Consider the following 23,822-nt stretch of genomic DNA (forward strand, 5'->3'; position numbering starts at 1 on the left):
ATGCAGCCGAATCCGCTGGAACAGCTCTCCCTCCACCAGCTCCGGCAGCGCCGCAGCGCAAAGTGGCGGGCACACCCTGAGGATGTGCTCCCGCTCTGGGTCGCGGAGATGGACGTGCTGCTGGCCGAAGAGGTCTCTGCCGCGCTGCATCATGCCATCTCCATCGGCGACACCGGGTACCCGGCTGGTTCAGAGTTCGCAGAGTCGCTGAGCGGGTTCGCCCAGCGCCGGTGGGGCTGGTCGAAGCTGGATCCGGAGCGGACTGCCGCCGTGCCCGACGTGATGAATGGCGTCGTCGAGGTGCTGCGGCTGGTCACCTCGCCCGGAGACGCCGTGGTGGTGAACTCTCCGGTCTATGCACCCTTCTACGCCTACATCAGCCATGACGATCGCCGGGTGGTCGAAGCGCCGCTGGGAGCCGATCACCGCATCGATCTCCAGGTGCTGGAGGGTGTCTTCAGCACGGCCTCCGCCGACGGCGGCCGGGTCGCCTACCTGCTGTGCAATCCGCACAACCCGACCGGGACCGTGCATTCACGCGAGGAGCTCGCCGCCGTGGCCAGCCTGGCGCGGTCCTACGGGGTCCGAGTCGTGGTCGATGAGATCCACGCCCCGCTGGTGCTGGCCGGGGCGCGGTTCACCCCCTACCTGAGCGTGCCCGGGGCGGAGGACGCATTCTCCCTGATGTCTGCGACCAAGGGCTGGAATCTCGCGGGACTGAAGGCCGCGCTGGCAGTGGCAGGGCCGGAGGCGGCCGCGGACCTGCGCCGGATGCCCGAGGAAGTCGGCCACGGCGCCTCCTACCTCGGGGTCATCGCGCACACCGCCGCGTTCACCCATGGGGACCAGTGGCTCGACGCCCTGCTCGGCGGACTCCAGGAGAACCGCAGGCTGCTGGGCGAGCTGCTGCGCGAGCATCTTCCGCAGCTGCGCTGGACGCCGATGCAGGGGACCTATCTGGCTTGGCTGGACTGCCGGGAACTGGGGCTCGCGGAGCGCTCCAACGGCTCCGGACCCGCCGTGGTCACGGAATTGGAAGGTCCTGCGCGGATGTTCCTGGAGCGGGGCCGGGTGGCGCTGAGCTCGGGGCACATCTTCGGGACCGGAGGCGCCGGTCATGTCCGGCTCAACATCGCGACCAACCAGGCTGTCCTCACCGAAGCGATCACCCGGATGGGCCGCGCCGTCTCAGACGCCCCAGCCCGGGTGTCAGCGCCGGGCGGCATCTGAGAGGACAATGGAGAGATGACTTCACCGACAAAGATCCGGATGTTCGGCGCGCAGTGGTGCGGAGACTGCCGTCGCACCAAGGCTCAGCTCGATGCGCTCGAGCTGGACTACGACTACATCGACTTGGAGCAGGACGTCGCCGCGGCCAAGGTGGCCGAGGAGATCTCCGGGCGCAAGCAGATCCCGGTGGTCGTCTATCCCGACGGCTCACACCAGGTGGAGCCCTCCAACGCCGACGTCGACGCCAAGCTCCGGGAGCTGCTGCTCGCCGACTGAGCAGCCCCGGTCCCTCGATGCGGGCTGGTCAGTTCATCAGCGCGATGTAGAAGTTCAGCGTGGAGGCATACAGCGTCCACGCCAGGTACGGCAGCAGCAGCGCCGCGCCCAGCCGGGAGATCGGCCAGAACCACCAGATGGTCAGCGCGATCGCGACGATCAGCACCACGATCAGCACCATCGCGGCCCAGAGCGCTGCGGTCCCGAAGAGCGGGTAGCCGCCGAAGAACAGCGGGGACCAGATGCTGTTGAGCACCAGCTGTCCCACGAACAGGGCCAGCGCCGGGGTGGCGTTGACGCTGTGCCGACGCCGCCAGATCAGCCAGGCGCCGATGCCCATGAGCAGGTAGAGCACGGTCCAGACCGGGCCGAAGACCGCATCCGGCGGGGTCCAGGCGGCCTTGTCCGCATCGGCGTACCAGCCGTCGGTCTGATCGGCGGTGAGCATGCTGCCCAGGAATCCCACGGCCTGCGGGATCCCGACGAAGAGGATCAACGCGATCAGCTGTTTCAGTGTGGAGTCCGGGGTGCCATGAGGATCGTTCGTCGTGGTGGCGGTGTGGGTGCGCTGTGACATCTCGATGGTCCTTCCGTACCCAAGTGGTGCACCCGACCATACACTTGGGCCTATGACCTCCACAGCCTCTGAGCAACGCAACGCCCTGGTCACTGCCCTGCGCAGTGTCCCCGCCGACGCCCCGACGCTCTGCGAAGGGTGGGCCGCCGAAGACCTCGCGCTGCACATCGTGATCCGCGACTCGCGACCAGATCTCCTCGTCGGTCCGAGCCTCCCACTGGTCGGAGACCGCGCGAGCAAAGCGCTGCAGAATCTTCGCGGCACCGGGTACGAGTCGCTGGTGAACCGGGCCCAGGCCGGACCGCCGGCGTACTTCCCGCAGAACTTCCCCCCGCTCAACGACATGATGAACACCGCGGAGTTCTACATCCACACCGAGGACGTGCTGCGCGCGCAGCCGGATTTCGATCCGACGAACCCGCGCAGCATCTCCGAGAAGCTGCGCCGCCGCCTCTGGAAGCAGGGAGCCATGATGTTCCCCATGGCCGCCCGGAAGGCGAAGCGGCGCATCACCTTCGAGAGCCCCGGCTACGGCTCGACGACCTCAGGCCCGGCCCCCGCTCCGGCGCGCAAGATCACGGGCGCACCGGAGGAGCTGCTGCTCTGGGCCTTCGGCCGTGAGGAGAAGGCCCAGGTCAGCATCAGCGAGGGCTGAGTCTCAGAACGGGTAGGGCGCGATCTCCGACCGCACGGTGAGCCACTGAGTCTCGGTGAAGGACTCGAGGTTCGCCGTCGGCCCGCCGACCCGTGAGCCGGTGCCGGAGTCGCCGACCCCGCCGAAGGGCGCGTTCGCCTCGTCGCCCACGGTCTGCTCGTTGATGTGGACCTTGCCGGAGTCGACCTGGTCCGCGATCTGCATGGCCAGCCCGACGTCTCCGAGCACGCCCACGGAGAGTCCGTATTCGCTGCTGTTGATGATCTGCACGGCTTCTTCGATGGTGGAGAAGGAGATCACCGGGGCCACGGGTCCGAAGATCTCCTCGGTCCAGGCCGGGTTCTCAGTGGTGATTCCGGAGATCACGGTGGGGGAGTAGAAGAGGTCGGTGAACTCGCCGCCGGCCTCCACGGTGCCGCCCTTGGCGGACGAGTCTTCCACGATCGAATGGATCCGGTCGCGCTGCTTGGCGTCGATGATCGGTCCGATGGCGATGCCGTCCTCCGCCGGGTTGCCCACCGGCAGGTTCTTCGCCTTCTGGCTGAGCTTCGCGATGTATTCCTCCTTCAGCGACTCGTGCACCAGGTGGCGGCCGGTGGTCATGCAGACCTGACCTTGGTGCAGGAAGGAGCCGAAGGCGCCGGCCGAGGCGGCCTTGTCGAGATCCGCGCCAGGCAGGACCACCAGGGCGTTGTTGCCGCCGAGCTCCAGGTGGGCGCGCTTGAGCAGCCTGCCGGCGGTCTCACCGACCAGGCGTCCGGCCGCGGTGGAGCCGGTGAAGGAGATGATGCGCACCTCCGGGGCCTCGGTGAGCGCCTTGCCGACCTCGCCGCCGCCGGGCAGCAGGTGAAGCATGCCCGCGGGCAGGCCTGCCTCTTCGAAGATCCGGGTGATGGTCACGCCGCCGGAGACGGTGGTGCGCGGATCCGGCTTCAGCAGCACAGTGTTGCCCAGGGCGAGTGCCGGGGCCACGGAGCGAATCGAGAGGATCAGCGGGAAGTTGAACGGAGAGATCACCGAGACGACGCCGGCCGGGCGGCGCCGCGAGAAGGACCAGCGCGCCTGATCGGTGGTCAGCACCTCACCGGCGGGGGCGGTGGAGAGTGCGGCGGCCTCGAAGCACTCGGCGGCGGCGACATGGGTTTCCAGCGCTGCCTTGGTCGGGACGCCGCCGGTCTCGCGGACGATCCAGGTCTCGATCTCCTCGGCGTGCTCCTCGAAGAGGGTGCCGGCGCGGCGCAGCACCGCGGCACGCTCGGAGGGCTTCATCGCGGCCCACTGCTTCTGCGCGGCGGCCGCGGCGGTGGCGGAGCGGTGGACGTCGTCGACCGAGGCGCAACCGGCGGTGCCGAGGCTGTCTCCGGTGGCGGGTTCGGTGATCGCGATGGGCTCGCCGCCGCCGGTCTGCCACTGGCCGGTGAAGATGTTGCTGTCCCAGCGGGTGTCGTCGAGGAGGCTGGTGTTGTTCAGGGTGGAGGTGGTGGACATGAAGGGTGGCCTCTCAGGAGGGGAAGACTGCACGTCAGTCTTGACTATCTCCATAGTGATCTGTGACACAGATCTATTCAAGTGCCACGTCTGAATATGTCAGCCCCGACGCCGCGCATGGGCCCGAGCTTTCATCCGGTTGCCGCAGGTCGCCATGGAACACCATTTCGCGGTTCCCGGACGGCTGCGATCGAGCAGGAAGAGATTGCAGGCCTCGTTGGCGCAGGGGCGCAGTCGCCCGGGGGCCTCTTGGATGATTCGGGACCAGGCAATGGCGGCACGGGCAGCGATCTTCAGGTCAGACGGAGCGTCGAGGTGCCACTGGATGCCGTGCGGCGTGACCTCGGGAACCAGGGCCACGTCGCTCAGGAGCGTCCCCAGCTGGAGCGCCGCGTCCTGGCGGCCTCGGATCGTCTCCTGCAGGTGCTGCCGCATCTGGGTGAGCTGAGTGCGCTCGGAGGCCGACCCGCTCCCGCCGAACCGGGTGGCGAAGCCGCCTCCGTGTGGGGTGAGCAGAATGTCCGTCGATTCACCCTCGACGACAGGAGTGCTGTTGAGCAGCTCCATCAGCAGGTCTTCATCCTCGGTCACCGGGTCCGCCTTCCCATCACTGTCAGATCGTGGAATCTGATGCTATCGTCCTGCTAACCAGTAAAACCAATCGAGGGGGTTAGGCGCATGGTTGCTGTCCATCACCGCACGATCTCGGTCCAGGGACATGACGTCTTCTATCGAGAGGCGGGACCGGAGGAAGCTCCGGTGATTCTCCTTCTCCACGGCTATCCCACGAGCTCGCACATGTTCCGGCATCTGATTCCAGCACTGGCGGACACCTACCGGGTGATTGCTCCAGACCACATCGGTTTCGGCAGGTCCTCCGCGCCTCCGGTGGAGGACTTCGACTACACCTTCGCGGCGCTCACCGACGTCACCGCCTCCTTCCTCCAGGCCATCGGCGTGGAGAGGTACACCGTCTACGTCCAGGACTACGGCGCTCCCATCGCCTGGCGGTTGGCACTGGCGGACCCGGACGCCGTCGAAGGTGTCATCTCCCAGAACGGCAACGCCTACGAGGAAGGTTTCGTCCCGGACTTCTGGGCGCCTATCTGGGCGTATCACGAGGACCCCTCCGCCGAGAATGAGAAGGCCCTGCGTCCGGCACTGGAGCGGGAGGCCGTCGAGTGGCAGTACACACACGGGGTACCGGACCCCACCACCGTGGACCCCGACGCCTGGGAGCATGACATCGCGCTGCTGCAGCGTCCTGGGATCGACCGGGCGCAGCTGGCGCTGTTCGCCGATTACCAGTCCAACCGCGATCTCTACCCCGCTGTGCATGACTGGCTGCGCAGCTCGAAGGTCCCGGTGCTCGCTGTCTGGGGCAGAAACGATGAGATCTTCGGCCCGGAGGGTGCCACCGCGTTCCTCCAGGATGCTCCACAGGCGCGTGTGGAGCTGATCGACGGTGGTCACTTCCTCCTTGAGTCCCACCTCGACGACGTCGTCCGGCTCATCCGGGATTGGCGCGCCAGCTTCTAGGGCCTGTGCTCGGAGCTGGTGCCGGGGAGGCTCCCGCCGTCGCCTACTCCAGCTCTTCCTCGGTATACCGGCGCTGGAACTCGCGCTGGCCGTGGGTGATGCGGCGGATGTCCGTGCTGGAGTCGAAGGTGGAACCGATGGCGCCGGCCACCACCCCCATCGCAGCGCTGAGCCATGCGATGTCGAGGTAGTTGAACAGGTCGATGTCCGTGCCGATCAGGTCTGCGAGAAACCCTGGTTCGATCACGACCAGCGCTCCGACGAAGATGCCCACGACCAGGGCGAGGTAGAGCACGGTCACCGCGACCAGCAGCGTCAGGACGGTGGAGCCGTTGTAGAGCATGACGATGCGGGCGGCGTGCTTATTGGTCGGTTTGTCCCACAGCCGGTTGGTGAAGATCAGCCACACCACCATGCTCAGGATGACCGCGATTCCGATGGAGAGCAGCCGCACGGTGCTCAGCGCGTCGGCCATCTGCCAGATCGAGTAGTAGAAGATTCCGAACGCACCGGTGGCGGAGGCTGCGGCCAGCACCCCGGAGAGCTTCGGCGCGGTCCGCAGCGGCTCGTTGGTGACCGTCATGCCGAGGATCGTGCGCAGGTCACCGGTTCCGGCGCGGGAGAACAGCCGGTGCCGACCCTCGGTCTCGGTGGGCCGCCAGCGCGTCCAGCGCTGGGCGTACTTCTGCCGCAGCGGTCCATGGGATTCCGGCAGCAGCTGCAGCAGGCAGTCCATGAAGATCTCACGAATCCGCCGCTTGGTGGAGCGCACGCCCAAGGTGGGATAGGAGATGATCGCCGTCCGGTTCTCGCAGAAGATCTCTGCGACCAGGGGCCGTCCTCCATCATGGCGGGGCACCTCGGTCAGCATCAGCACGGCGTCCGCGTCGAGGTGTTCGGCGTCGAGCTGACCCAGCGCCCTGATGTCCAGGTCCCCGTCAGGACTGATCCGCACGCTGCGCGTCTCGATCTCCACGGTGACGTCGTCAGCCAGGACTTCGCGGGCCTCGGCGGTGAACGCCTCTTGGATCTTCTTCACGCGACGAGCGGCGACTCCGGGGTCCGCGACCAGCATCACCCGGATGGGGGTGTCGGAGGATGACATGTGCGGTTCTCCTTCAGTTTCCCCGCGCAGAGCCAGGCCCATATCGGGGAGAGATCCGCACGAGGCGTCACCTTGAGCGTAACCCTCCCGGTGCCGCCGCAGAACGTCGTTGTCCTGGTAGCTGGTCTGTGATGGACTCAGAGCAGACAGTGCCCACCACATGAATCGAGCCTGATATGACCCGCATCGTCGTGCTGGCCACCGGAGGAACCATCTCTTCCCGGACGAGCGGGGAAGGCGGGTCACGTGCTAAGGACACCGCTGCGGACCTGATCAGCGCCCTGCGCGACCACGGACTAGACGATTTCAGCTTTGATGGCTCTCCAACCGGCATTGAGCTGGAGTCCGAGGACATCGCGGTGCAGAACTCCTTCAACTTCAGCTTCGCGGACCTCTCCCGGATCACGCACGCGATTGCGCGGATCCTGAGCCGAGAGGACGTGGACGGCGTCGTCGTCACCAATGGCACTGACACGATGGAGGAGACCCTCGCGCTGCTGGGCTTCACCCACGACGATCCGCGTCCGGTGGTGCTCACCGGAGCCCAGCGCAGCCCCGATCACTCCGACAGCGACGGGCCGCGCAACCTGTACGACGCCATCCGCACCGCCGCCGCCCCGGCTTCCCGAGACCAGGGCGTCTTGCTGGTCTTCGGTGGAGAGATCCACAGCGCGCTGGGTCTGCGCAAGCGCCACACCCTGGCGCCGCAGCCCTTCGGCCACCGCAGCGCAGGCTCCCTGGGCGTCGTCCTCGAATCGGGCCCGCGCTACTTCACCAAGGCGCTGACCCCTGTCCCACTCCCGCTGCCCAACGCCGAGTTCGAGGAACAGCGGGTGGACATGGTCCTGGGCTATCCCGGGGCCGACGCCGCGCTGATGCACGCCGCACTCGAGGCCGGCGCCACCGGCGTCGTCGTCCTGGGCGCAGGAGCCGGCAACCCTGGCGTCCCGCTCACCGATGCCATCGCGCAGGCCTCCGCCCAAGGAGTCCTGGTCGGTCTGGGCACCCGCACCGGGGCAGGACCGGTCGCGGTGATCTACGGAGGCGGGGGAGCGGTGGACGCCGTCGCCGCCGGAGCCGTTCCGCTCGGTGATCTGCCAGCAACCCAGGCCAGGATCCTGATGGCGCTGCTGCTGAGCACCCATGCACCCAGCCAGGCCAGAGACCAGCTGCAGGCACGTCTGAGCCCGCGGACGTAGGACAACAGAAGCGAACCGCATCACCGAAACGAACCCCGAACCGCACCACACGGAAGAGGTACAGACCATGGCCAAAGAGATCTACGTAGCACTGGGAATCGACGTCGACGCGGTCGGCGGCTGGCTCGGCTCCTACGGCGGCGAGGACTCCCCGGGTGACATCTCCCGCGGCATGTTCGCCGGCGAGGTCGGGGTGCCCCGGCTGAACAAGCTGCTGGCCAAGTACGACCTGCCCTCGACCTGGTTCTGGCCCGGTCACTCCATCGAGACCTTCCCCGAGCAGTTCGACCAGGTGGTCGCCGCCGGGCATGAGATCGGGGTCCACGGCTACAGCCACGAGAACCCGATCGCGATGACCCGCGAGCAAGAGACCGAGATCCTGACCTACTGCATCGACCTGATCGAGAAGCGCGCCGGCCGCCGCCCCACCGGCTACGTGGCGCCCTGGTGGGAGTTCTCCACGGTCACCAACGAGCTGCTGCTGGAGCAGGGCATCAAGTACGACCACTCGCTGATGCACCGGGACTTCGAGCCCTACTATGTGCGCGTCGGGGACAGCTGGGAGCAGTCGAAGATCGACTACGACAAGCCCGCCAGTTCCTGGATGAAACCGCTGATCCGCGGCGAGGAGACCGACCTGGTCGAGATCCCGGCGTCCTGGTACCTCGATGACCTGCCGCCGATGATGTTCATCAAGTCCAGCCCCAATAGCCACGGCTTCGTGAACCCGCGCCAGCTCGAAGAGATCTGGCGCGACCAGTTCGACTGGGTCTACCGGGAGAGCGACTACGCGGTCTTCACCATCACCATCCACCCCGACGTCTCCGGACGCCCGCAGGTGCTGCTGATGCTGGAGCGGCTGATCGAACACATCAATTCTCACGAAGGTGTGAAGTGGGCGCAGTTCAACGACATCGCCGATGACTTCATTCGCCGCTCACCGCGCAAGGGCGACTGACATACTGGCCCTCAGACCGACTGCCCCCGCTGCACCTGCCACAAGGAGACACCGTGTCCAAGAATGATCAGACCCCCGACCGACTCGATGTCACGCTGGCCGGTGTCCGCGGCCCCAAGGGTGCGAAGAAGACCCCGTTCAACGGCGACCCGCGATCGCTCTGGCGGGTGAACCAGTACCCGTCCCCGTTCAGCCTCGAGGATGCACCCACCCGTGAGAAAGTCGGGTTCAAGGGCAAGAAGGACGACGGCGAGGACGCGCTCGCCGAACGCTCCGAGATGCTCGCCGACCTGCAGGAGCTGATGTGGGCCCACGTGGTCTCCGCCTCCGAGGTCGACCAGCGTGAGGTGGCCAAGGCCATCGCCGCCCGGGTGCCCCGGCGCTCTCCGCAGGAGAAGACCCGCCGAGAGGAGCTGTTCTCACCCGAGGTGGAGACCGCGCTGGGCAGCCTGGCCCGCGGACCGCGGGTGCTGCTGGTGCTCCAAGGCATGGACGCCGCCGGCAAGGGCGGAGTGGTCAAGCAGGTGGTGACCTCCATGGACCCGATGGGTGTGGAGGTGGCCGGGTTTGGCAAGCCCACCGTCGAGGAGAGCCGTGAGCACTACCTGGAGCGGGTCATCCGGAAGCTCCCGCGGCCCGGGCATGTGGGGGTCTTCGACCGCTCCCACTACGAAGACGTCCTGGTGCCCACGATTACCGGCACCGAGAGCGCCGAGGAGCTGGAGCGCCGCACCGAAGCGATCGTGCTCTTCGAGCGCGAACTGGTGCGGCTGGGCTTCGTCATCATCAAGGTCATGCTCCACGTGTCCCAGGAGGAGCAGCTGGACCGGCTGGTCTCCCGGCTGGACCGCGAGGAGAAGCACTGGAAGTACGATCCCTCCGACGCTGACGCTCGTGCCGAGTTCTCCACCTACCAGGAGATCTACGCAAACCTTCTGGAAGCTACCGACGCCGACCACGCGCCCTGGCATGTGATCGGCGCCGACCGGAAATGGTACTCCCGCCTCGCAGTCCAGGAGCTGCTCATCGCGGCGTTCTCGGATCTGAAGCTGCGCTGGCCCGCGGCCGACTACGACGTGGAGAAGGAACGGAAGCGGCTGCTGAAGTCGTGATGCCTCGCTGACGAAGCGGAGCGACTAGGGGAGGGAGCTTCCCGCGGTCTGCGCCTTGGGCGCTGATTCCGTTGGGTACTCCCACTTCGGGTGCCGTTTATCGAACCGCGTCGGCAAGATCATCAAGATCAGAACAATAATGGGGCCGATGAGGGGGATCAGGGCCAAGAAGTAGACGGGTCCTGGGAGTCCTGCGTCATGCAGCCTGCGCCAGCTCACCGCGAGCATCGGAAGAACCGTTGCGACGCCCCAGACGAAGGCCGCGAGCGAGCTCGCCAGAACCAGTCCCTCGACGTTGCCGGTGCCCTGAGTCAGGTCGAAGTATCCCAGCGCGGGATCGTAGGTGCGCATGTGCGGGATTGATATCAGCCCGCCGACTACGGTCATGAAGAGTTGCACCCACCAGTACTCGCTGCGCGAGGCGTACCCCTTGAAGTGCGTGTACTTGCCGAAGAAGCGCCGCACGGCCTGGCCGAGTGTGGCTCCGTAGAGCGGCTCGTTCAACGGGGGAGCAGAGGTAGTGGTCTGCGACGGATCGGTGCTGTAGCTGCTCACGGTGATTCACTCCGGTGTCGACGCTCGTGCTCGTATATGTTCGACCCTAGGCCGTGAGGCGCTGATCTGGGAAGAGACTCGAAGATTCAGCAGAGCCTCCGCCGACGTCAGGATTAGCCATCATGATCGACGCGACATCGTCTCCGTCGATGTGTATCCGGTTCCAGGTTCACTTCCCTTCCCAAGATGTATCGGGTTTGGTGGGTCTGGAAACGACCGATCCCCGAACAACACCTTCCGCGCTGCGGCCCTGCCCAAGGGCGTCCGCAGGACTCCGAACCCGGCGCTGGCCAACAGCGGATGCTTCACCTGGGCCAGGGCGTGGCGCATCATCAGCCGTCCGGTGAACTTCCGGCGCAGCGCGCCGCCGTCGTAGTCCTGCAGTGCCTCTCGCCGGCCAGTCTGCAGTGCCTCATCCAGCGCGGCGGCCGCGTAGTCGGAGAGTCGCAGGCAGGGGTCCAGTCCGCCGGCGGTCAGCGGTGACACCGCGCCGGCCGCGTCACCGACGAGCAGCCCATCGGGTGAGCTGATCCGCCGCAGCAGCCCGCCCACCGGGATGGGGCCGCCGCGGCGCTGCACTTCGGCGGGCGAGCGGTCCGCCTCGGTCAATCCTGGAGCGCGCGTCGCGAACTCGTCCAGGGTGCTGCGCACTCCGCCGGTGAAGCGCCGGGAGTACCCGGCGGTTCCCACGTGGGCGTGGATCCCATCGTTGATCACCCATCCGATGTATCCGGGCGCCAGTCGAGGATCCAGCACGCAGTGGAAGGCGGGGGAGTCCACCGCCTCGGAGACGGTGAAGACGTCCTCCGCTCCGACCAGGAGGTGCGTGTTGCGGTCCAGTCCCAGATCCCGGGCGACCCTCGATCGGGCTCCGTCCGCTCCCACAACAAATCGAGCGTGCACCGTCATCGGCCCGTCGGGTCCGGTCACTTCATATCGGCCATTGGAGCCGCCCAAGTATCTGGTGCCCAGACACAGCTCCGCACCTGCCTTCACAGCGGCATGTGCATTCGCGGCGTAGAGCGGACCCATCTCACCTACGCGGTACTCATCGCGCTCGCTGACCAGCTCCACCGGCTCCCTCAGGCTCGGCGGGTACAGCACCACCCGGCGGATGGCTGGACCCAGGAGGTGCTCGGGCAGGTCGTAGTCGTCCAGGGTGCGCCGTACGAAAATGCCGGTGGTCCTGATGGAGGTGGTCAGGTCCCGGCGCCGGTCGATGACCACCACCGAGTGCCCGCGCTCCGCCAGCAAGGTCGCGACACGCAGCCCCGCGAGCCCCGCTCCGACGACGAGCACATCCGTCTGCAACACCCGGCCGCTCATTCCTTCACCCACTCGATGAGGTCGCCGGGCTGACACTGCAGGACCTCGCACATGGCCTCCAGCGTGCTGAACCGGATCGCCTTGGCGCGTCCGTTCTTCAACACCGCCACATTCGCCGGGGTGATCCCGACCCGCTCGGCGAACTCCCCGACGCTCATCTTCCGCTTGGCGAGTTCCACATCGATCCGCACGATGATCGGCATCAGATCACGGCTTCCATGTCGGTGCGCAGCGTGGTCGCCTGCTTCAGAAGCGCCCGCATCACCACGACCACCAGGCCGACGACGGCACCCACCGCCACCATCAGCGCGAGCACCAGTGGCATGCCTGGGTCGGTGGCATTGATCCCGATGTAGAGAAAGACTCCGACCAGGACGAGCCATGCGGCGCCGATCGCACCCAGGACGAGGTTGACCCAGCGCATCGAGGTGGAGCTGAAGATGCGGTCCTTCTGGACCAGCGTGAGCAGCTGCCAGATACAGACGATGACCACCTGGACACACAGCACCCAGAAGATCGTGACGATCGTTGCGGGCCAGCGAAGGAACGCCATGTCAGGGGATTCCTGCGCCATGTGGGCGAACTGCCCTGGGAGAGACATCGTCTGGAAAAGAAGCAGGAGTCCGAAGAGCAGGACCAGTGATGCCTTGAGGGTGGCAACAACCCAACGTTGACCTGTCATAGACTGAGTATCGGCAATTACCTATCGATAGTCAATTGGTTCAACCTAGTGACTAGCGCTTCTCATCTCCCGCATCATAGGTGGTCGTCCGCGGACGCGGAGTGGCCTCCGATGCTTCGTCCGACTTTTACCGCGAATCTCCCAGGCTTTCTGCCGAGGCAATAAGCATTCAACGACCCCATTCGATCTGGTACGAGGTCAGGCGGGTAACGTGTGCGTATGTCCTCGAAAAACACTCAAGCCGTGCTACGAGACTTCACGACCCAGCGCGAATGGGGTCAGTTCCATAGTCCTGAGAATCTCATCAAGAGCATCTCCATTGAGTCCGGAGAATTGCTCGAGTGCGTGCAATGGAACGAAGAGGCGGATCCGGCGAGGATCCGCGCTGAGCTCGCCGATGTGCTCACGTATTCGTATCTCTTGGCTGATCGAATGGGTTGGGACCCGGAGGAACTGATCCTTGAGAAGCTGCAGGTGACCGAAGCGAAGTATCCGGTGAACAAGGCGAAAGGCACGAGCGCCAAGTATGACCAGCTTTGACATCGAAGGATTCATCTTCGACAAAGACGCTGTCTCAATGCGGTCACGGGCCGATGAGCGTTATGCCAATTGGCCGGCGGTCTATACGCTGCGCAATGACAAGTCCATTTACGTCGGCGAGTCTCGAAACGTCGCCTCCCGAATCCGCCAGCACCTCGCGTCAGGAACGAAGGACGAACTTCGGCAGGTCCAGATCATCCTCGACCGCACGTTCAACAAGTCCGCTGCGTTGGATTTAGAGGCGTACTTGATCGAGCGCCTGGGCGGCGATGGCCGCTACGCCGTGCTCAACCGGAACAAGGGCATCGTCGATAGCGACTACTTCGACAGGGACGAGTACCGAAAGACGTTTGAGGAGATCTTCGGAGCCCTTCACGACCGGGGGATCTTTACGCGTCCGCTCCCTGATATCGAGAATAACGACCTCTTCAAGCTATCTCCGTTCAAGGCACTCACGCCCGAGCAGGCGCTGGCTGTTGAAGACATTCTCCGCGACTTGTTGCATCGTGCGCCTGACAACGGTAACGACGTTCCCATCCTCGTCCAGGGCGACCCGGGCACCGGCAAGACCGTTGTCGCCGTCTACCTGATGAAGCTTCTTGCAGACATCGCGACCGCAGAAGACGCGGAGTTAGACACTTCACTTGACGACACCGATGCGCGCTTCTCGGAGTTCTTCACGGCGGACAACCGAGACCGTCTCAATCCACTCTCGATCGGCTTCGTCGTTCCGCAACAGTCACTGCGGGCATCGGTCGCCGAGGTCTTCAAGCGCACGCCGTACCTCGAACGGTCCATGGTGCTCGATCCTTTTGCGGTAGGGGAGTCTGAGCAGCACTTTGATGTCCTGGTCGTGGACGAAGCACACCGGTTGAACCAACGCGCCAACCAGCCATCAGCAAGCCAGAACTCGCGGTTCACCGAGATCAACCGAAAGCTCTTCGGCCACGACGAGAAGCGGTTCACGCAGCTGGACTGGATCAAGCAGAAAAGTGATCATCAGATACTGTTCCTGGACGGAGCACAGAGTGTGAGGCCAGCAGATATCCCGCGCTCTACCTGGGAGTCTCTGCTAGAAACTTCCAAAACCGCCGACAGACACCACGAGTTGCACTCGCAGATGCGAGTTCAGGCTGGGCGCGGTTATATCGACTACGTTCGCGCCATACTGCGCTCTGAGGGACCGGCCCGTCACGCGTTCGCTGACTATGAGATCGACATGTTCACCAACTTCGAATCGATGCACGATCGGATTCGTGAACGGAAGCCGAGCACGGACTTGCTCGTCTGGTCGCCGGCTATGCCTGGGAGTGGAGAAGCAAAACCGACAGGAGCGTTCCCGACATCGTGCTCGATGGCTACGGACTCCAGTGGAATCGGACCACGAAGGACTGGATCAATTCAAAGACGTCGCTAGAGGAGGTGGGGTCGATCCACACGGTTCAGGGATACGACCTGAACTATGCGGGAGTGATCATCGGTCCGGACCTGAGATTCGATACCGATCAACAACGGATCGTCTTCGATCGGGCCAACTACTTCGACAAGAAGGGGAAAGAGAACAATCCCCGCCTTGGCCTTGAGTTCGACGACGAGGACCTCCTCGAGTACGTCACCAACATCTACGGAGTCTTGCTCACTCGAGGAATCAAGGGGACTTACGTATATGTCTGCGATCCCGACCTTCGTCGGTACCTTGCCCCGTACTTCACCAAGGTTGGGCAAGAACGCTCGAGGCCAGATCTTGGGGAAGCCCCTCGAAAGTCGATCGGTTCATCGGCGCCTGTGGCGCCTGACTGGGAAACTCAGCCGCGACAAGCAGCCCTGGAATGAGGAGGGGCGAAAAACCGAAGTTCCCCGCCCCTTCTTGATGCGTGGCTGCTTACAGCTCGACGCGCCCCTGATCACCCATGTTCGGGGTCTCCGAGGAGAGCGAAGCCTTCGCCATCTTCACGAGTGCGGCTGCCTTGCCCGGTCCCTCCCAGTACTGGGCAGTCTCCGGGGTCACCTCGATCAGCACGGCGTTGGGATCCTCGGGGCCACCCTCGAAGTAGGCCTTCGGGCCCAGGTCCCACAGCTCCTTCTTGCGCTCGAGATCAGCGATCACCTGAGCGCTGCCTGCGATGGAGACCCAGGTGTGGCTGTCGACGAAGCTGAGGTTGACCTCGCCCTCACCGATGATGTCCTCGATCTTGTCCGAGTTCAGCGGGGTGAAGAACCAGAACTTGTGCTGGTCGTCGATCTCGGTGACACCCATCGGGCGGGAGACGATCCGGTGATTCTGGTCCACGGTGGTGAACATGCAGGTGCCGATGCTGTTCAGCTTCTTGACGAGTTCGTTCGCAGTCATGTCAGTCATATTGTTCTCCTGTGTTGGGTATGAGCGTCTTGTTCGCAGTCTACGGATCAGATGTGCCGAGTACAGCGCGTCCGCGCTGAGCCGATTTCAGGGTCCATTCTTTACCCGCACGCCCCGCCAGGTGGGGTGACGCAGCCGGTTGTCCCTGGTCACCCCGGAATGGCGGACCTCCGCAGACAGCTTCGGAGTCACCCAGATCGCGTCCGAGGAGTCCTCCGCTGGGACGTCATCCACGGGGGCGGTCTTGCGGACCAGTTTTTCCAGCTGGGTCCGGAGATCGGTCAGTTCCACATCGCTGAAGCCGGTGCCGACCCGTCCGGCGTAGTGAAGCTCGCCGTCGTCGTCGGTCATGCCCAGCAGCAGCGAGCCGAAGGTCTTGGCGCGCCCACCCTTGCCCTGGCGCCAGCCGATGATCACCACATCCGCGTGGCTTTCGTGCTTGAGCTTCACCCAGTCCTCGGAGCGCCGCCCGGCGCGGTAGGGACTGTCGGCGCGCTTCGCTACGAGTCCCTCGATCTTGAGCTCCAAGCTGACCTCCATGGCCTCCTCCAGGGAGTCACCCAGGTCACCTGGGACCTGGACGTGCTTGCCGCTCTCGGCGAGCTGTTCCAGGAGTTCCCGGCGCCGCGCATAGGGCTCGCCGGTGAGGTCGCCGTGCTCTGCGGTGTGCAGCACGTCGAAGAGCATGAGGTGCACCGGGATCTTCTTTGCGGTCTGCTCGATCTCCCGGGTCTTGGTCAGTTTGCCTCGTCCTTGGAGCAGACCGAAGTCTGGGCGGCTGCCGGAGTTCAAGGCGACGATCTCGCCGTCCACCACTGTGCCCGGCGGGACCAGGTCTGCGATCTCCGCGAGTTCTGGGAAGGTGGGAGTGAAGTCCTTGCCGTTGCGGCTGCGGATCTCCACGCGGCCATCGGCGTGGACGGCGGCGATCGCCCGGTAGCCGTCCCATTTACCCTCCAGCACCCACCCTTTGCCGCGGATATCGGTGGGCTTGCCGGGGGAGGCGAGCATGGGGGAGGGCAGCGGGTCAGGGAACTCAATTTTCTTGGATGATGCGCCGCTCTTGTCGAAGCTCGTCGGGGACTTCTTTGCAGGCGCGGATGCGGTCTTCGATGACCTCTGGGCCTTTGGCTGGTCCTTGGTCATCCTGATCAGCCAGTTCTTGCCGGCCTCGTCGGTCTGCACCAGCGCGTAGCGTCGCGGCACCCCGCCGAGGCCTCCGTCCGGTGCCCCGTGCAGGACGCAGACCACCTTGCCCGAACCCTTGGCCTGTTCCCACTTCTCGATCTCCACGGTGCCGGTGTCCCAGATGGTGACTTCGCCGCCGCCGTATTCGTTCTTCGGGATGGTGCCCTCGAACTCGGCGTACTCGATCGGGTGGTCCTCGGTCATCACCGCCAGTCGCTGCTGGCCAGTTTCCAACGGGGGCCCCTTGGGCACCGCCCAAGAGACCAGCACCCCGTCACGCTCCAGCCGGGTGTCATAGTGCAGCGCAGTGGCGTGGTGCTCCTGGACCACGAAGATCGGATCATCGGTCCGGGAGGCAGGGGAGTCGGAGGGAACCGGCTCGGGGGTCTTCGCGGCGTCGCGCATCGACCGGTAGGTGGACAGCGCGTCCTGCGTGTCCGGCATGGCGTCCGCGGCGTCGTCGTCGGGGGCGAAGTCAGCCAACGGGTCTGTGCCCTCGGCGATGCGCTCGATGACCTGGTGCATGTCCAGCTGGGTGAGCTCTGGATCCTCGAGTTCCTCCCAGGTGCGCGGTGCGGCGACATATGGGCCCTCGGAGGATCCGGGGCGACCGCGCAGCGAGTAGGGGGCGATGGTGGTCTTGTTCCGGTTGTTCTGCGACCAGTCGATGAGCACCTTGCCCTGGCGCAGCGACTTCTTCATATCGCTGACAACCTCGTCCGGGTGATCAGCCTCCAGCGCCTTAGCCAGCTCATGGGCCACCTGGGAGACCTGCTCGGAGGTGTAGCTGCCGTTGAGTGCAGCGTAGAGGTGGATGCCCTTGGACCCGGAGGTGACCGGAACCGAGGGAAGGTTCATCTCATCGAGGATCTCGCGGCACCAGCGAGCCACCTGCGCGCATTCGGCAAGCTCCGCGCCGGGACCGGGGTCCAGATCCAGGACGAGCCGGTCCGGGTTCTGTGGCTCACCATCGGCGCTGAACCGCCACTGCGGAACGTGGACCTCCAGGGCGCCGACCTGACCGAACCAGGCCAGCACGGCGGGTTCATTCGCCAGCGGGTAGGTGTTGCTGTGATCGGAATGCTCCAGCTCCTGGCGCGGCATCCAGGCCGGGGCGGAGTCTTCGAGGTTCTTGCGGAAGAACGGCTCATTGGGCTTGGCTTCGGGGCCGACGCCATCGGGCCAGCGCTTGCGGGTGGCGGGCCGGTTCTTGGTGTGCGGGAGCATCGCCGGGGCCACGGTCTGCCAGTACTCGATGACCTCGGCCTTGGTGGTGCCGGAGGCGGGGAAGAGGACCTTGTCCAGGTTGGAGAGCCGCAGCTTGTGACCGGCGACCGTGACAGTCTGCTGCCGCTTGCTAGCCATGGGTCAACACTGGTGGGGGAGGCTGGGCGTTGGCTGGGTGGTGGTGATGGATGTCCGAACGGCTACCCGCCCTGACTCAGGACAGTCCTGGGATGAGGCCAGGCCTCTAGCGCTTCCAGGACAGGGGGGAGCGTTTCATCTTTCAGAGCCACGGCGTATGCCTCTTCCAGCATCTCGTCGATCGCGACCCGTCGTCCGGTCTCGGCGGAGCGGACCGCGGCCTCCACCATCGCCAGGGTGAGAATATTGCTGTGCACCTCGCCCGAGGGCACCCGACCGCTGCGAAGAGCCCCGACGAATTCTGCGAGCGAACCATGAATCTCCTCCGGCATTCGGGCACCCGCAGCGCCGGTCAGGGGAGGATCCATCGCGTCATCACGGAGCTCGAATGAGGGGGCGTTCTCACCGTCCCAGAGAGCTGTCCCGGCTTCGCAGTTGATGCGCCAGTGACCGTTCCATGAGGTTTCGTGACCGTCGCTGCACCAGCTGCCCGAGTAGGAGTAGCGGGCTCCTCCCTCGAACTCGAACAGGGCGTTGGCGGCGGCTCCGTGGGCGTACCAGCTCCACTTTGGGTTGAACTCCTCGCAGTACACGGACACCGGGTCGTCGTCGAGCAGGAACCGCGCGACGTCGAAGGCGTGGATGGCCATGTCGACCAGCAGCACATGCCGCATCTCCTCCCGGAAGCCGCCGAAATGGGGTGCTTTAAAGAACTCGGTGGAGATCATCCCCACGTCGCCGAGCGCCGGAATCCCTGTCCTGAGCGCGGACAGATTGTTGAAGTAGCGACGTGACTGGCTGGTCATCAGGAGCGTTCCGCTGGCTTCCGCAGCAGCCGCCAGGGAGAGCGCTTGGCTGAGTGTCGGTGCGATCGGCTTTTCACAGAGCACCGGGAGGCCCCGGAAGAGCGCATCCACGTTGACCGGATGATGCGCCTCAGGGATGGTCACGTTGACGACGGCGTCGGCAGCGGTGGTCTGCAGCACCTCTTCCACACTGCGGCCAACGTGGACGCCCGTCAGACCAGCGGCATCGAGTGCTCCCTGCGCGACGTCGACGGCGAGGTCGACGAGACCCACCAACTGGGTGTCTGGAGATTGGTCGATGGCAGATACCCACTGCCTTCCCATGCCCCCTGCGCCGACCTGCACGATCCGCAGGGGCTGGTGGTCCCTACGCTCTGGACTGAGGCTCAATTCTCCATCGCCCCCTGATAGTCGTGGCCGTTGTAGAAGTCATTGGTCTCGTACCGCAGCAGCTGCGGCTCTGTCCGCTCAGGTCGCAGAGTCCGGGCCCAGGCGACGCCGTTCGCGACCACGCGACGGACGTCCTTGTGGTGGTAGACCGGATAGTCCTGGTCCCCGGGACTGAAGAAGAAGATCTTTCCAAACCCTCTCCGGAAGGTGCATCCGCTTCGGAAGGCCTCGCCGCCGCTGAAGGTGCTGATGAACACCAGCTCATCTGGGACAGGGATGTCGAAGTACTCTCCGTACATCTCCTGCTCGGGAATGATGAACGGGTGCGGCACGCCCTGCGCGATGGGGTGGGCAGGGTTCACCGTCCACACGACCTCACGGTCCTGTTCCGCTCGCCACCGCAGAGTGCAGCTCGTGCCCATGAGCTTGACGAAGATCTTTGACCAATGACCTGAATGCAGGACGACGAGTCCCATGCCCGCGAGGACATGCCGGTGAACGCGATCAACGACTTCGTCCCGCACCTCCTCATGGGCCGCATGCCCCCACCACACCAGAACATCGGTTTGGGCGAGGACTTCCTCTGTCAGGCCGTGCTGCGGGTCATCCAGCGTCACGGTCTCCGCAGAGACTGAGCCGCCTAGGTGCTCCTCGATCGCCTCACGGATCGTGGTGTGCATTCCCTCGGGGTAGAGGTCCGCAACGTGTCGTTCCTGCTGCTCGTGGCGGTTCTCGCCCCAGACAAGAACGTTGAGGGGCCGTGAGTCATGATTCTGTGTCATGGAGGAATCCTTCATCGGTGGAACTGGACGGGGGAGCTTTCACCTGGTTCATGCCAGGGCTTCACCGGCTGCGCGCTCTACCGCCAGGCCGGTGACCCACTGGTCCAAGAACGTCGCGTAGTCAGAGATCGCGGCTTCTGTGGGTGCGACGGTCTCCGGGGCGGACCCGGCGAAGACGTCCTCATCGAGCCAGTCGGGGAGACTCCGGTCCGTTGCGGTTCCGGTGGCCACGGCGCGGGAGTAGGCCGCCAGGGTTGCAATTCCCCAGGCGCCTCCTTCAGTGGCGTCCTTGGTGACCGCGACCGGGGTCCCCAGAGCGGCGGCCAGCGCGTGTTGGGCTACGCCTCCGGTGCGCAGCAGCCCGCCGTGGGCGAAGAATCGGTCCACCGAGACACCTTCCTCGGTCAACACCCTCATCCCGACGCTGAGTGCGGCGAACACGCTCAGCAGCTGGGCCCGGGCGAATCCCGCCAAGGTCAACGGGGTCTCCGGGGTGCGCAGGATCATCGGCCGGCCCCGGTCCACGCCGATGAGCGGCTCCGCGGCCAGCAGGTTATATGCCAGCAGCCCGTTCTGGCTGGCGTCGGCCTCCAGGGCTCCACCGAGCATCGCCTGGAAGACCTCGTCGGGATCGGCCTGGTGGCCAAGGGTCGCGAGGAACTCTCCGAAGAGTCCCGCCCAAGCGCCCAGTTCACTGGCGCCGTTGTTGCAGTGGACCATCGCTACCAGCTTGGCGTCAGGAGTCGCGACGATGTCGATCTCACTGCGAGTGCTGCGCAGCGAGTCCTCGAGCACGAGCATCGCAAAGGTGCTGGTGCCCACGCTGACGTTCCCGGTCCGAGCGCGCACTGCGTTGGTCGCAACCATCCCCGTGCCGGCATCGCCCTCGGGCGGACAGAACATGATCCCCGGCTCCAGGGTCCCGGTGGGATCCAGCAGCTGGGCACCCTCGGGGGTGAGGAAGCCGGCCTGCGCCCCGGCTGAGGCTACCGGGGGCAACAGCTTCGGTAGGGTGCGACCGGTCTCATCTCCGGCGGTCATCTGGCTGAACCGCTGGAGCAGCTCGGCGTCGTAGTCCCCGGTGACCGGATCGATCGGAAACATGCCCGAGGCGTCCCCGATCCCGAGAATGTGGGTGCCGGTGAGCAGGTGATGGACGTATCCGGCCAGGGTGGTCAGGGTATGGACCCTGGGCACGTGCGACTCCGCGTCGAGGATCGCCTGGTAATAATGCGCCACCGACCAGCGCAGCGGAATGTTCTGCCCGAACTCCTCGGTCAGCAGGCCGGCGGCCTGCGTCGTCGTGGTGTTGCGCCAGGTCCGGAAGGGGGTCAGCAGCTCTCCGGCCGAGTCCAGGGCCAGGTATCCGTGCATCATGGCGGAGACGCCGATCGCGCCGACAGCACGCAGCTCGACGCCGTGGAGCTCCTGGACCGAGGCGGCCAGGTCGGCGTATGTCGAGACAAGTCCCTGGCGCACAGCGCCCAGGGAGTAGGTCCAGACCCCGTCGCGCAGTTCACTCTCCCAAGGGCTGGAGCCCGTGGCCAAGGTCTGGCCCGCTTCGCCCACGAGGCAGGCCTTGATCCGGGTGGAGCCGAACTCGATGCCCAGGGTGTTGCGTTCTTGATGGATCTGTTCACTGCCCATCGGCCCGTGCTCCCCTCTCGGCTTTGCGGGGGTGCTCTCCTGCGTGACTGGCTTTATCCGCCACGGGCACGAACACGCGCATCATGGACGGACCGCGTTCGGCCCACCGGTGGTACGGCACCAGGACCAGGTCGAATTCCTGGGATGTCGGCTCCCCGCTGGGGGCGCGTCCGAACGGGGGAGTCCCCGGGGCCTGCGCTGGGAGGTGGAGCACCTTGGCCCGGCCACGTGCGCCGTCGCCATCGGCCCGCAGTGGCGCTGATGGGTCCAGTGTGATCTCATCCAGCGTGATCCCAGCGGGGACGTCTTGTGACTCGACGCAGAGCACGAGCGGGCCGCGTTCGACGGCAACCGTTCCGCGCATCGCATCGATCCGTGGGTCGGGCCAGGTCAATCGAGGTTCCACCGGCAGCACCAGACGGATCTCGTCTCCCTGGGCCACGGGGTGTTGGAGGTCAAACCACCCCGGTTGAATCGACGTTGCTGGTCCTCCGTTGATGATGACCTGGGCATCGATCGCCCAGGACGGAACGCGGAGCCTCAAGGGGGTTCCGCCGTCAGGGGCATCTTGCACAGTCAGATGGATCTCCGAGGCATTGGGGTACGTGGTGTCCACCTTCAGCCGGAGAAGACCGGAGCTCAGCTCGAACCGGTACTCACCCGCGGCGTACTGCAACACCACGGCGACATCCCCCTCGTCGACGGCGGCAGAGTATGACTGCCAGGACGCCAGAGTCCGGGCGAGGTTGGTGGGACAGCAGGACACGTCGAACCAGGGCGCTCGAACACCACCCTCTGCCCGTGAGTTGACCGCGTCCGGGAGCACGTCAGAGCTCTCTGAACGCTGCTGCAGCGGATTGGCGTAGAAGAAGGCGGTGCCATCGGGACTCGGTGACGTGGCGATCACGTTGAAGAGCGTACGTTCCATGAGATCGACGTACTCGACCGCGCCGGTGGCGAGGTAGAGGCGCCAGGACACCATCAAGGAGGCGACCCCCGCGCAGGTCTCACAGTAGGCGCGGTCCGGCGGCAGCTCCCAGTCCTCACCGAACCCTTCGTCCTGGTGCCGGGAACCCATCCCGCCGGTCAGATAGGTGCGGCGGGCCACGGTCCGGTGCCACTGCCCCTGGAGTGCGCTGAGCAGCTCTGTATCGTCCGCGTCCACCGCGATGTCCACGGCACCGGCTGCGAGATAGAGCGCACGTACTGCGTGTCCGTGCCAGGTTTCGGTGTCGCGGACAGGAATCTCGTCCTGGAAGTACTCCGGGCTGAGCAACGGGATGGGGGTGAGGGCGCCGTGACCTCGACGCTCCACGAAGAGCTGGGCCTGATCCCGGTATCTGGTGTCTCCCGTCGCTCGAGCGAACTCCGCCAGGGCGACTTCGATCTCGGGGTGTCCACAGACGCCGGCGTGGCCTTCTGGCCCGAACTCGCGGAGCACATGATCGGCCACGCGTCGCCCCAGCGCCACGAAGCGATCTTCCCCCTTGGTGCGCAGCCTGGCCACGGCAGCCTGCAATAAGTGCCCTGCACAGTAGAGCTCGTGCCCCATAGAGAGGTCGCTGTAGCGTCCGGGCCGCCCGGGGTGGCCGAAACAGGTGTTGAGGTAGCCGTCGTCGTCCTCCGCGGCGGCGACGCGGTCCACCAGGGACTCGAAGTTCGCATCAACCTGGGCGTCGTGTGTTCGCCCATACTCCCAGGCCAGGGCCTCCATAAGCTTGTACACCTCGGAGTCTGAAAACTGCCAGCCAGGCCGGTTCTCGTCCATGGTGCCTGCCGCGACACGGTCGAAGTTGGCGAGCCAGCCGAGACGTTCCATCCAATCGATGCAGTGTTGCAGCGTCCCGGTGGAGTTTGCGTCCTGGCGCGTCTTCCAGAAGCCCGCCGCGAGGGAGACCTGGTCTACTCCGAGACCACGGCGTGTTCCGCGGGCGGGGTTGACTGGTGTGACGTTGCGGCGACTCGCTGGCGCCTGCGCTGTCACGGGCCCAGGTGCTGGCACGGGCCCAGGGGAGTGGTGCGGGGAGGTGGTCACAGGTGTTC

22 protein-coding genes and 1 pseudogene are annotated in these 23,822 nt (G+C 65.4%); 9 read left to right on the forward strand and 14 right to left on the reverse strand.

Going from position 1 to position 23,822, the window contains the following annotated elements:
* On the forward strand, positions 1-1,230 hold the full coding sequence (locus tag ACHAA4_RS14335) for a MalY/PatB family protein (protein ID WP_435774857.1): 1,230 nt from the start codon (positions 1-3) through the stop codon (positions 1,228-1,230).
* A 15-nt stretch (positions 1,231-1,245) separates the two neighbouring features.
* Entirely contained in the window at positions 1,246-1,506 is a 261-nt protein-coding gene (locus tag ACHAA4_RS14340) for a glutaredoxin domain-containing protein (RefSeq protein WP_435774858.1), read from the forward strand.
* Between the two features lie 28 nt (positions 1,507-1,534).
* Here the strand turns inward: ACHAA4_RS14340 and ACHAA4_RS14345 are convergent, their stop codons facing one another.
* Positions 1,535-2,083, reverse strand: a complete 549-nt coding sequence (locus tag ACHAA4_RS14345; RefSeq protein WP_435774859.1) for a TspO/MBR family protein — start codon at positions 2,081-2,083, stop codon at positions 1,535-1,537.
* A 52-nt stretch (positions 2,084-2,135) separates the two neighbouring features.
* Between ACHAA4_RS14345 and ACHAA4_RS14350 the strand changes: the two genes are divergently transcribed.
* On the forward strand, positions 2,136-2,738 hold the full coding sequence (locus ACHAA4_RS14350; protein WP_435774860.1) for a TIGR03085 family metal-binding protein: 603 nt from the start codon (positions 2,136-2,138) through the stop codon (positions 2,736-2,738).
* Positions 2,739-2,741: 3 nt separating this feature from the next.
* Here the strand turns inward: ACHAA4_RS14350 and ACHAA4_RS14355 are convergent, their stop codons facing one another.
* Both ACHAA4_RS14355 and ACHAA4_RS14360 read right to left on the reverse strand, forming a co-directional pair.
* Positions 2,742-4,226, reverse strand: coding sequence for a benzaldehyde dehydrogenase (locus tag ACHAA4_RS14355; protein WP_435774861.1), 1,485 nt, complete (start codon positions 4,224-4,226; stop codon positions 2,742-2,744).
* Positions 4,227-4,325: 99 nt separating this feature from the next.
* Positions 4,326-4,817, reverse strand: a complete 492-nt coding sequence (locus tag ACHAA4_RS14360) for a CGNR zinc finger domain-containing protein (RefSeq protein ID WP_435774862.1) — start codon at positions 4,815-4,817, stop codon at positions 4,326-4,328.
* An 87-nt stretch (positions 4,818-4,904) separates the two neighbouring features.
* Between ACHAA4_RS14360 and ACHAA4_RS14365 the strand changes: the two genes are divergently transcribed.
* Entirely contained in the window at positions 4,905-5,765 is an 861-nt protein-coding gene (locus ACHAA4_RS14365) for an alpha/beta fold hydrolase (RefSeq protein ID WP_435774863.1), read from the forward strand.
* A 43-nt stretch (positions 5,766-5,808) separates the two neighbouring features.
* Here the strand turns inward: ACHAA4_RS14365 and ACHAA4_RS14370 are convergent, their stop codons facing one another.
* Positions 5,809-6,870, reverse strand: a complete 1,062-nt coding sequence (locus tag ACHAA4_RS14370) for an MFS transporter (protein ID WP_435774864.1) — start codon at positions 6,868-6,870, stop codon at positions 5,809-5,811.
* 176 nt (positions 6,871-7,046) lie between these two features.
* On the opposite strand from ACHAA4_RS14370, the gene ACHAA4_RS14375 reads away from it, so the two are divergent.
* From ACHAA4_RS14375 to ACHAA4_RS14385, 3 genes are all read left to right on the forward strand, one after another.
* Positions 7,047-8,069: an asparaginase gene (locus ACHAA4_RS14375; RefSeq protein WP_435774865.1), complete on the forward strand. Its 1,023-nt coding sequence runs from the start codon at positions 7,047-7,049 to the stop codon at positions 8,067-8,069.
* A 67-nt stretch (positions 8,070-8,136) separates the two neighbouring features.
* The gene (locus ACHAA4_RS14380) at positions 8,137-9,027 is read left to right on the forward strand and encodes a polysaccharide deacetylase family protein (protein ID WP_435774866.1); all 891 of its coding nucleotides are present in this window, start codon (positions 8,137-8,139) and stop codon (positions 9,025-9,027) included.
* 53 nt (positions 9,028-9,080) lie between these two features.
* Positions 9,081-10,139 (forward strand): PPK2 family polyphosphate kinase, encoded by a 1,059-nt coding sequence (locus tag ACHAA4_RS14385; RefSeq protein WP_435774867.1) that lies wholly within the window; start codon positions 9,081-9,083, stop codon positions 10,137-10,139.
* A gap of 24 nt (positions 10,140-10,163) precedes the next feature.
* On the opposite strand, the gene ACHAA4_RS14390 is transcribed toward ACHAA4_RS14385, so the two are convergent.
* From ACHAA4_RS14390 to ACHAA4_RS14405, 4 genes are all read right to left on the reverse strand, one after another.
* Positions 10,164-10,694: a DUF805 domain-containing protein gene (locus ACHAA4_RS14390; protein ID WP_435774868.1), complete on the reverse strand. Its 531-nt coding sequence runs from the start codon at positions 10,692-10,694 to the stop codon at positions 10,164-10,166.
* Between the two features lie 120 nt (positions 10,695-10,814).
* Positions 10,815-12,008, reverse strand: coding sequence for an NAD(P)/FAD-dependent oxidoreductase (locus ACHAA4_RS14395; RefSeq protein WP_435774869.1), 1,194 nt, complete (start codon positions 12,006-12,008; stop codon positions 10,815-10,817).
* Positions 12,009-12,016: 8 nt separating this feature from the next.
* Positions 12,017-12,223 (reverse strand): helix-turn-helix domain-containing protein, encoded by a 207-nt coding sequence (locus ACHAA4_RS14400; protein WP_435774870.1) that lies wholly within the window; start codon positions 12,221-12,223, stop codon positions 12,017-12,019.
* Positions 12,223-12,702 carry a DUF2975 domain-containing protein gene (locus ACHAA4_RS14405; RefSeq protein ID WP_435774871.1) on the reverse strand — a complete coding sequence of 160 codons (480 nt, stop codon included), beginning with the start codon at positions 12,700-12,702 and terminating at the stop codon, positions 12,223-12,225. Before ACHAA4_RS14405 ends, ACHAA4_RS14400 begins: the two co-directional genes overlap by 1 nt.
* Positions 12,703-12,921: 219 nt before the next feature.
* On the opposite strand from ACHAA4_RS14405, the gene ACHAA4_RS14410 reads away from it, so the two are divergent.
* The gene (locus ACHAA4_RS14410; RefSeq protein ID WP_435774872.1) at positions 12,922-13,242 is read left to right on the forward strand and encodes a nucleotide pyrophosphohydrolase; all 321 of its coding nucleotides are present in this window, start codon (positions 12,922-12,924) and stop codon (positions 13,240-13,242) included.
* Between the two features lie 37 nt (positions 13,243-13,279).
* A pseudogene (locus ACHAA4_RS14415) lies at positions 13,280-15,075 on the forward strand (DNA/RNA helicase domain-containing protein).
* A gap of 49 nt (positions 15,076-15,124) precedes the next feature.
* Here ACHAA4_RS14415 and ACHAA4_RS14420 read toward each other — a convergent pair.
* The 6 genes from ACHAA4_RS14420 to ACHAA4_RS14445 form a co-directional block, all read right to left on the reverse strand.
* Positions 15,125-15,601 carry a pyridoxamine 5'-phosphate oxidase family protein gene (locus ACHAA4_RS14420; protein WP_435774873.1) on the reverse strand — a complete coding sequence of 159 codons (477 nt, stop codon included), beginning with the start codon at positions 15,599-15,601 and terminating at the stop codon, positions 15,125-15,127.
* An 87-nt stretch (positions 15,602-15,688) separates the two neighbouring features.
* Positions 15,689-18,154, reverse strand: a complete 2,466-nt coding sequence (locus tag ACHAA4_RS14425; protein WP_435774874.1) for an ATP-dependent DNA ligase — start codon at positions 18,152-18,154, stop codon at positions 15,689-15,691.
* 62 nt (positions 18,155-18,216) lie between these two features.
* Complete coding sequence (locus ACHAA4_RS14430) at positions 18,217-19,305, reverse strand: Gfo/Idh/MocA family protein (RefSeq protein ID WP_435774875.1); 1,089 nt, start codon at positions 19,303-19,305, stop codon at positions 18,217-18,219.
* Positions 19,306-19,346: 41 nt separating this feature from the next.
* A complete protein-coding gene (locus ACHAA4_RS14435; RefSeq protein WP_435774876.1) occupies positions 19,347-20,132 on the reverse strand; it encodes a ThuA domain-containing protein in 786 nt (261 codons plus the stop codon).
* A 48-nt stretch (positions 20,133-20,180) separates the two neighbouring features.
* Positions 20,181-21,779: an FGGY-family carbohydrate kinase gene (locus ACHAA4_RS14440; RefSeq protein WP_435774877.1), complete on the reverse strand. Its 1,599-nt coding sequence runs from the start codon at positions 21,777-21,779 to the stop codon at positions 20,181-20,183.
* Entirely contained in the window at positions 21,769-23,814 is a 2,046-nt protein-coding gene (locus tag ACHAA4_RS14445) for a glycoside hydrolase family 127 protein (protein WP_435774878.1), read from the reverse strand. The genes ACHAA4_RS14440 and ACHAA4_RS14445 overlap by 11 nt, the downstream gene beginning before the upstream one ends.
* Positions 23,815-23,822: the final 8 nt, after the last annotated feature.

Source organism: Nesterenkonia maliinae (assembly GCF_051262655.1).
Lineage (GTDB): Bacteria > Actinomycetota > Actinomycetes > Actinomycetales > Micrococcaceae > Nesterenkonia.

Bases quoted from the DNA above. Each gene is read 5' to 3' on its own strand.
- ACHAA4_RS14345 (WP_435774859.1), bottom strand. From the start codon at position 2,083: ATGTCACAGCGCACCCACACCGCCACCACGACGAACGATCCTCATGGC.
- ACHAA4_RS14400 (WP_435774870.1), bottom strand. From the start codon at position 12,223: ATGCCGATCATCGTGCGGATCGATGTGGAACTCGCCAAGCGGAAGATG.
- ACHAA4_RS14435 (WP_435774876.1), bottom strand. From the start codon at position 20,132: ATGACACAGAATCATGACTCACGGCCCCTCAACGTTCTTGTCTGGGGC.
- ACHAA4_RS14335 (WP_435774857.1), top strand. From the start codon at position 1: ATGCAGCCGAATCCGCTGGAACAGCTCTCCCTCCACCAGCTCCGGCAG.
- ACHAA4_RS14425 (WP_435774874.1), bottom strand. From the start codon at position 18,154: ATGGCTAGCAAGCGGCAGCAGACTGTCACGGTCGCCGGTCACAAGCTG.
- ACHAA4_RS14355 (WP_435774861.1), bottom strand. From the start codon at position 4,226: ATGTCCACCACCTCCACCCTGAACAACACCAGCCTCCTCGACGACACC.
- ACHAA4_RS14410 (WP_435774872.1), top strand. From the start codon at position 12,922: ATGTCCTCGAAAAACACTCAAGCCGTGCTACGAGACTTCACGACCCAG.
- ACHAA4_RS14420 (WP_435774873.1), bottom strand. From the start codon at position 15,601: ATGACTGACATGACTGCGAACGAACTCGTCAAGAAGCTGAACAGCATC.
- ACHAA4_RS14365 (WP_435774863.1), top strand. From the start codon at position 4,905: ATGGTTGCTGTCCATCACCGCACGATCTCGGTCCAGGGACATGACGTC.
- ACHAA4_RS14380 (WP_435774866.1), top strand. From the start codon at position 8,137: ATGGCCAAAGAGATCTACGTAGCACTGGGAATCGACGTCGACGCGGTC.
- ACHAA4_RS14375 (WP_435774865.1), top strand. From the start codon at position 7,047: ATGACCCGCATCGTCGTGCTGGCCACCGGAGGAACCATCTCTTCCCGG.
- ACHAA4_RS14350 (WP_435774860.1), top strand. From the start codon at position 2,136: ATGACCTCCACAGCCTCTGAGCAACGCAACGCCCTGGTCACTGCCCTG.
- ACHAA4_RS14370 (WP_435774864.1), bottom strand. From the start codon at position 6,870: ATGTCATCCTCCGACACCCCCATCCGGGTGATGCTGGTCGCGGACCCC.
- ACHAA4_RS14340 (WP_435774858.1), top strand. From the start codon at position 1,246: ATGACTTCACCGACAAAGATCCGGATGTTCGGCGCGCAGTGGTGCGGA.
- ACHAA4_RS14440 (WP_435774877.1), bottom strand. From the start codon at position 21,779: ATGGGCAGTGAACAGATCCATCAAGAACGCAACACCCTGGGCATCGAG.
- ACHAA4_RS14405 (WP_435774871.1), bottom strand. From the start codon at position 12,702: ATGACAGGTCAACGTTGGGTTGTTGCCACCCTCAAGGCATCACTGGTC.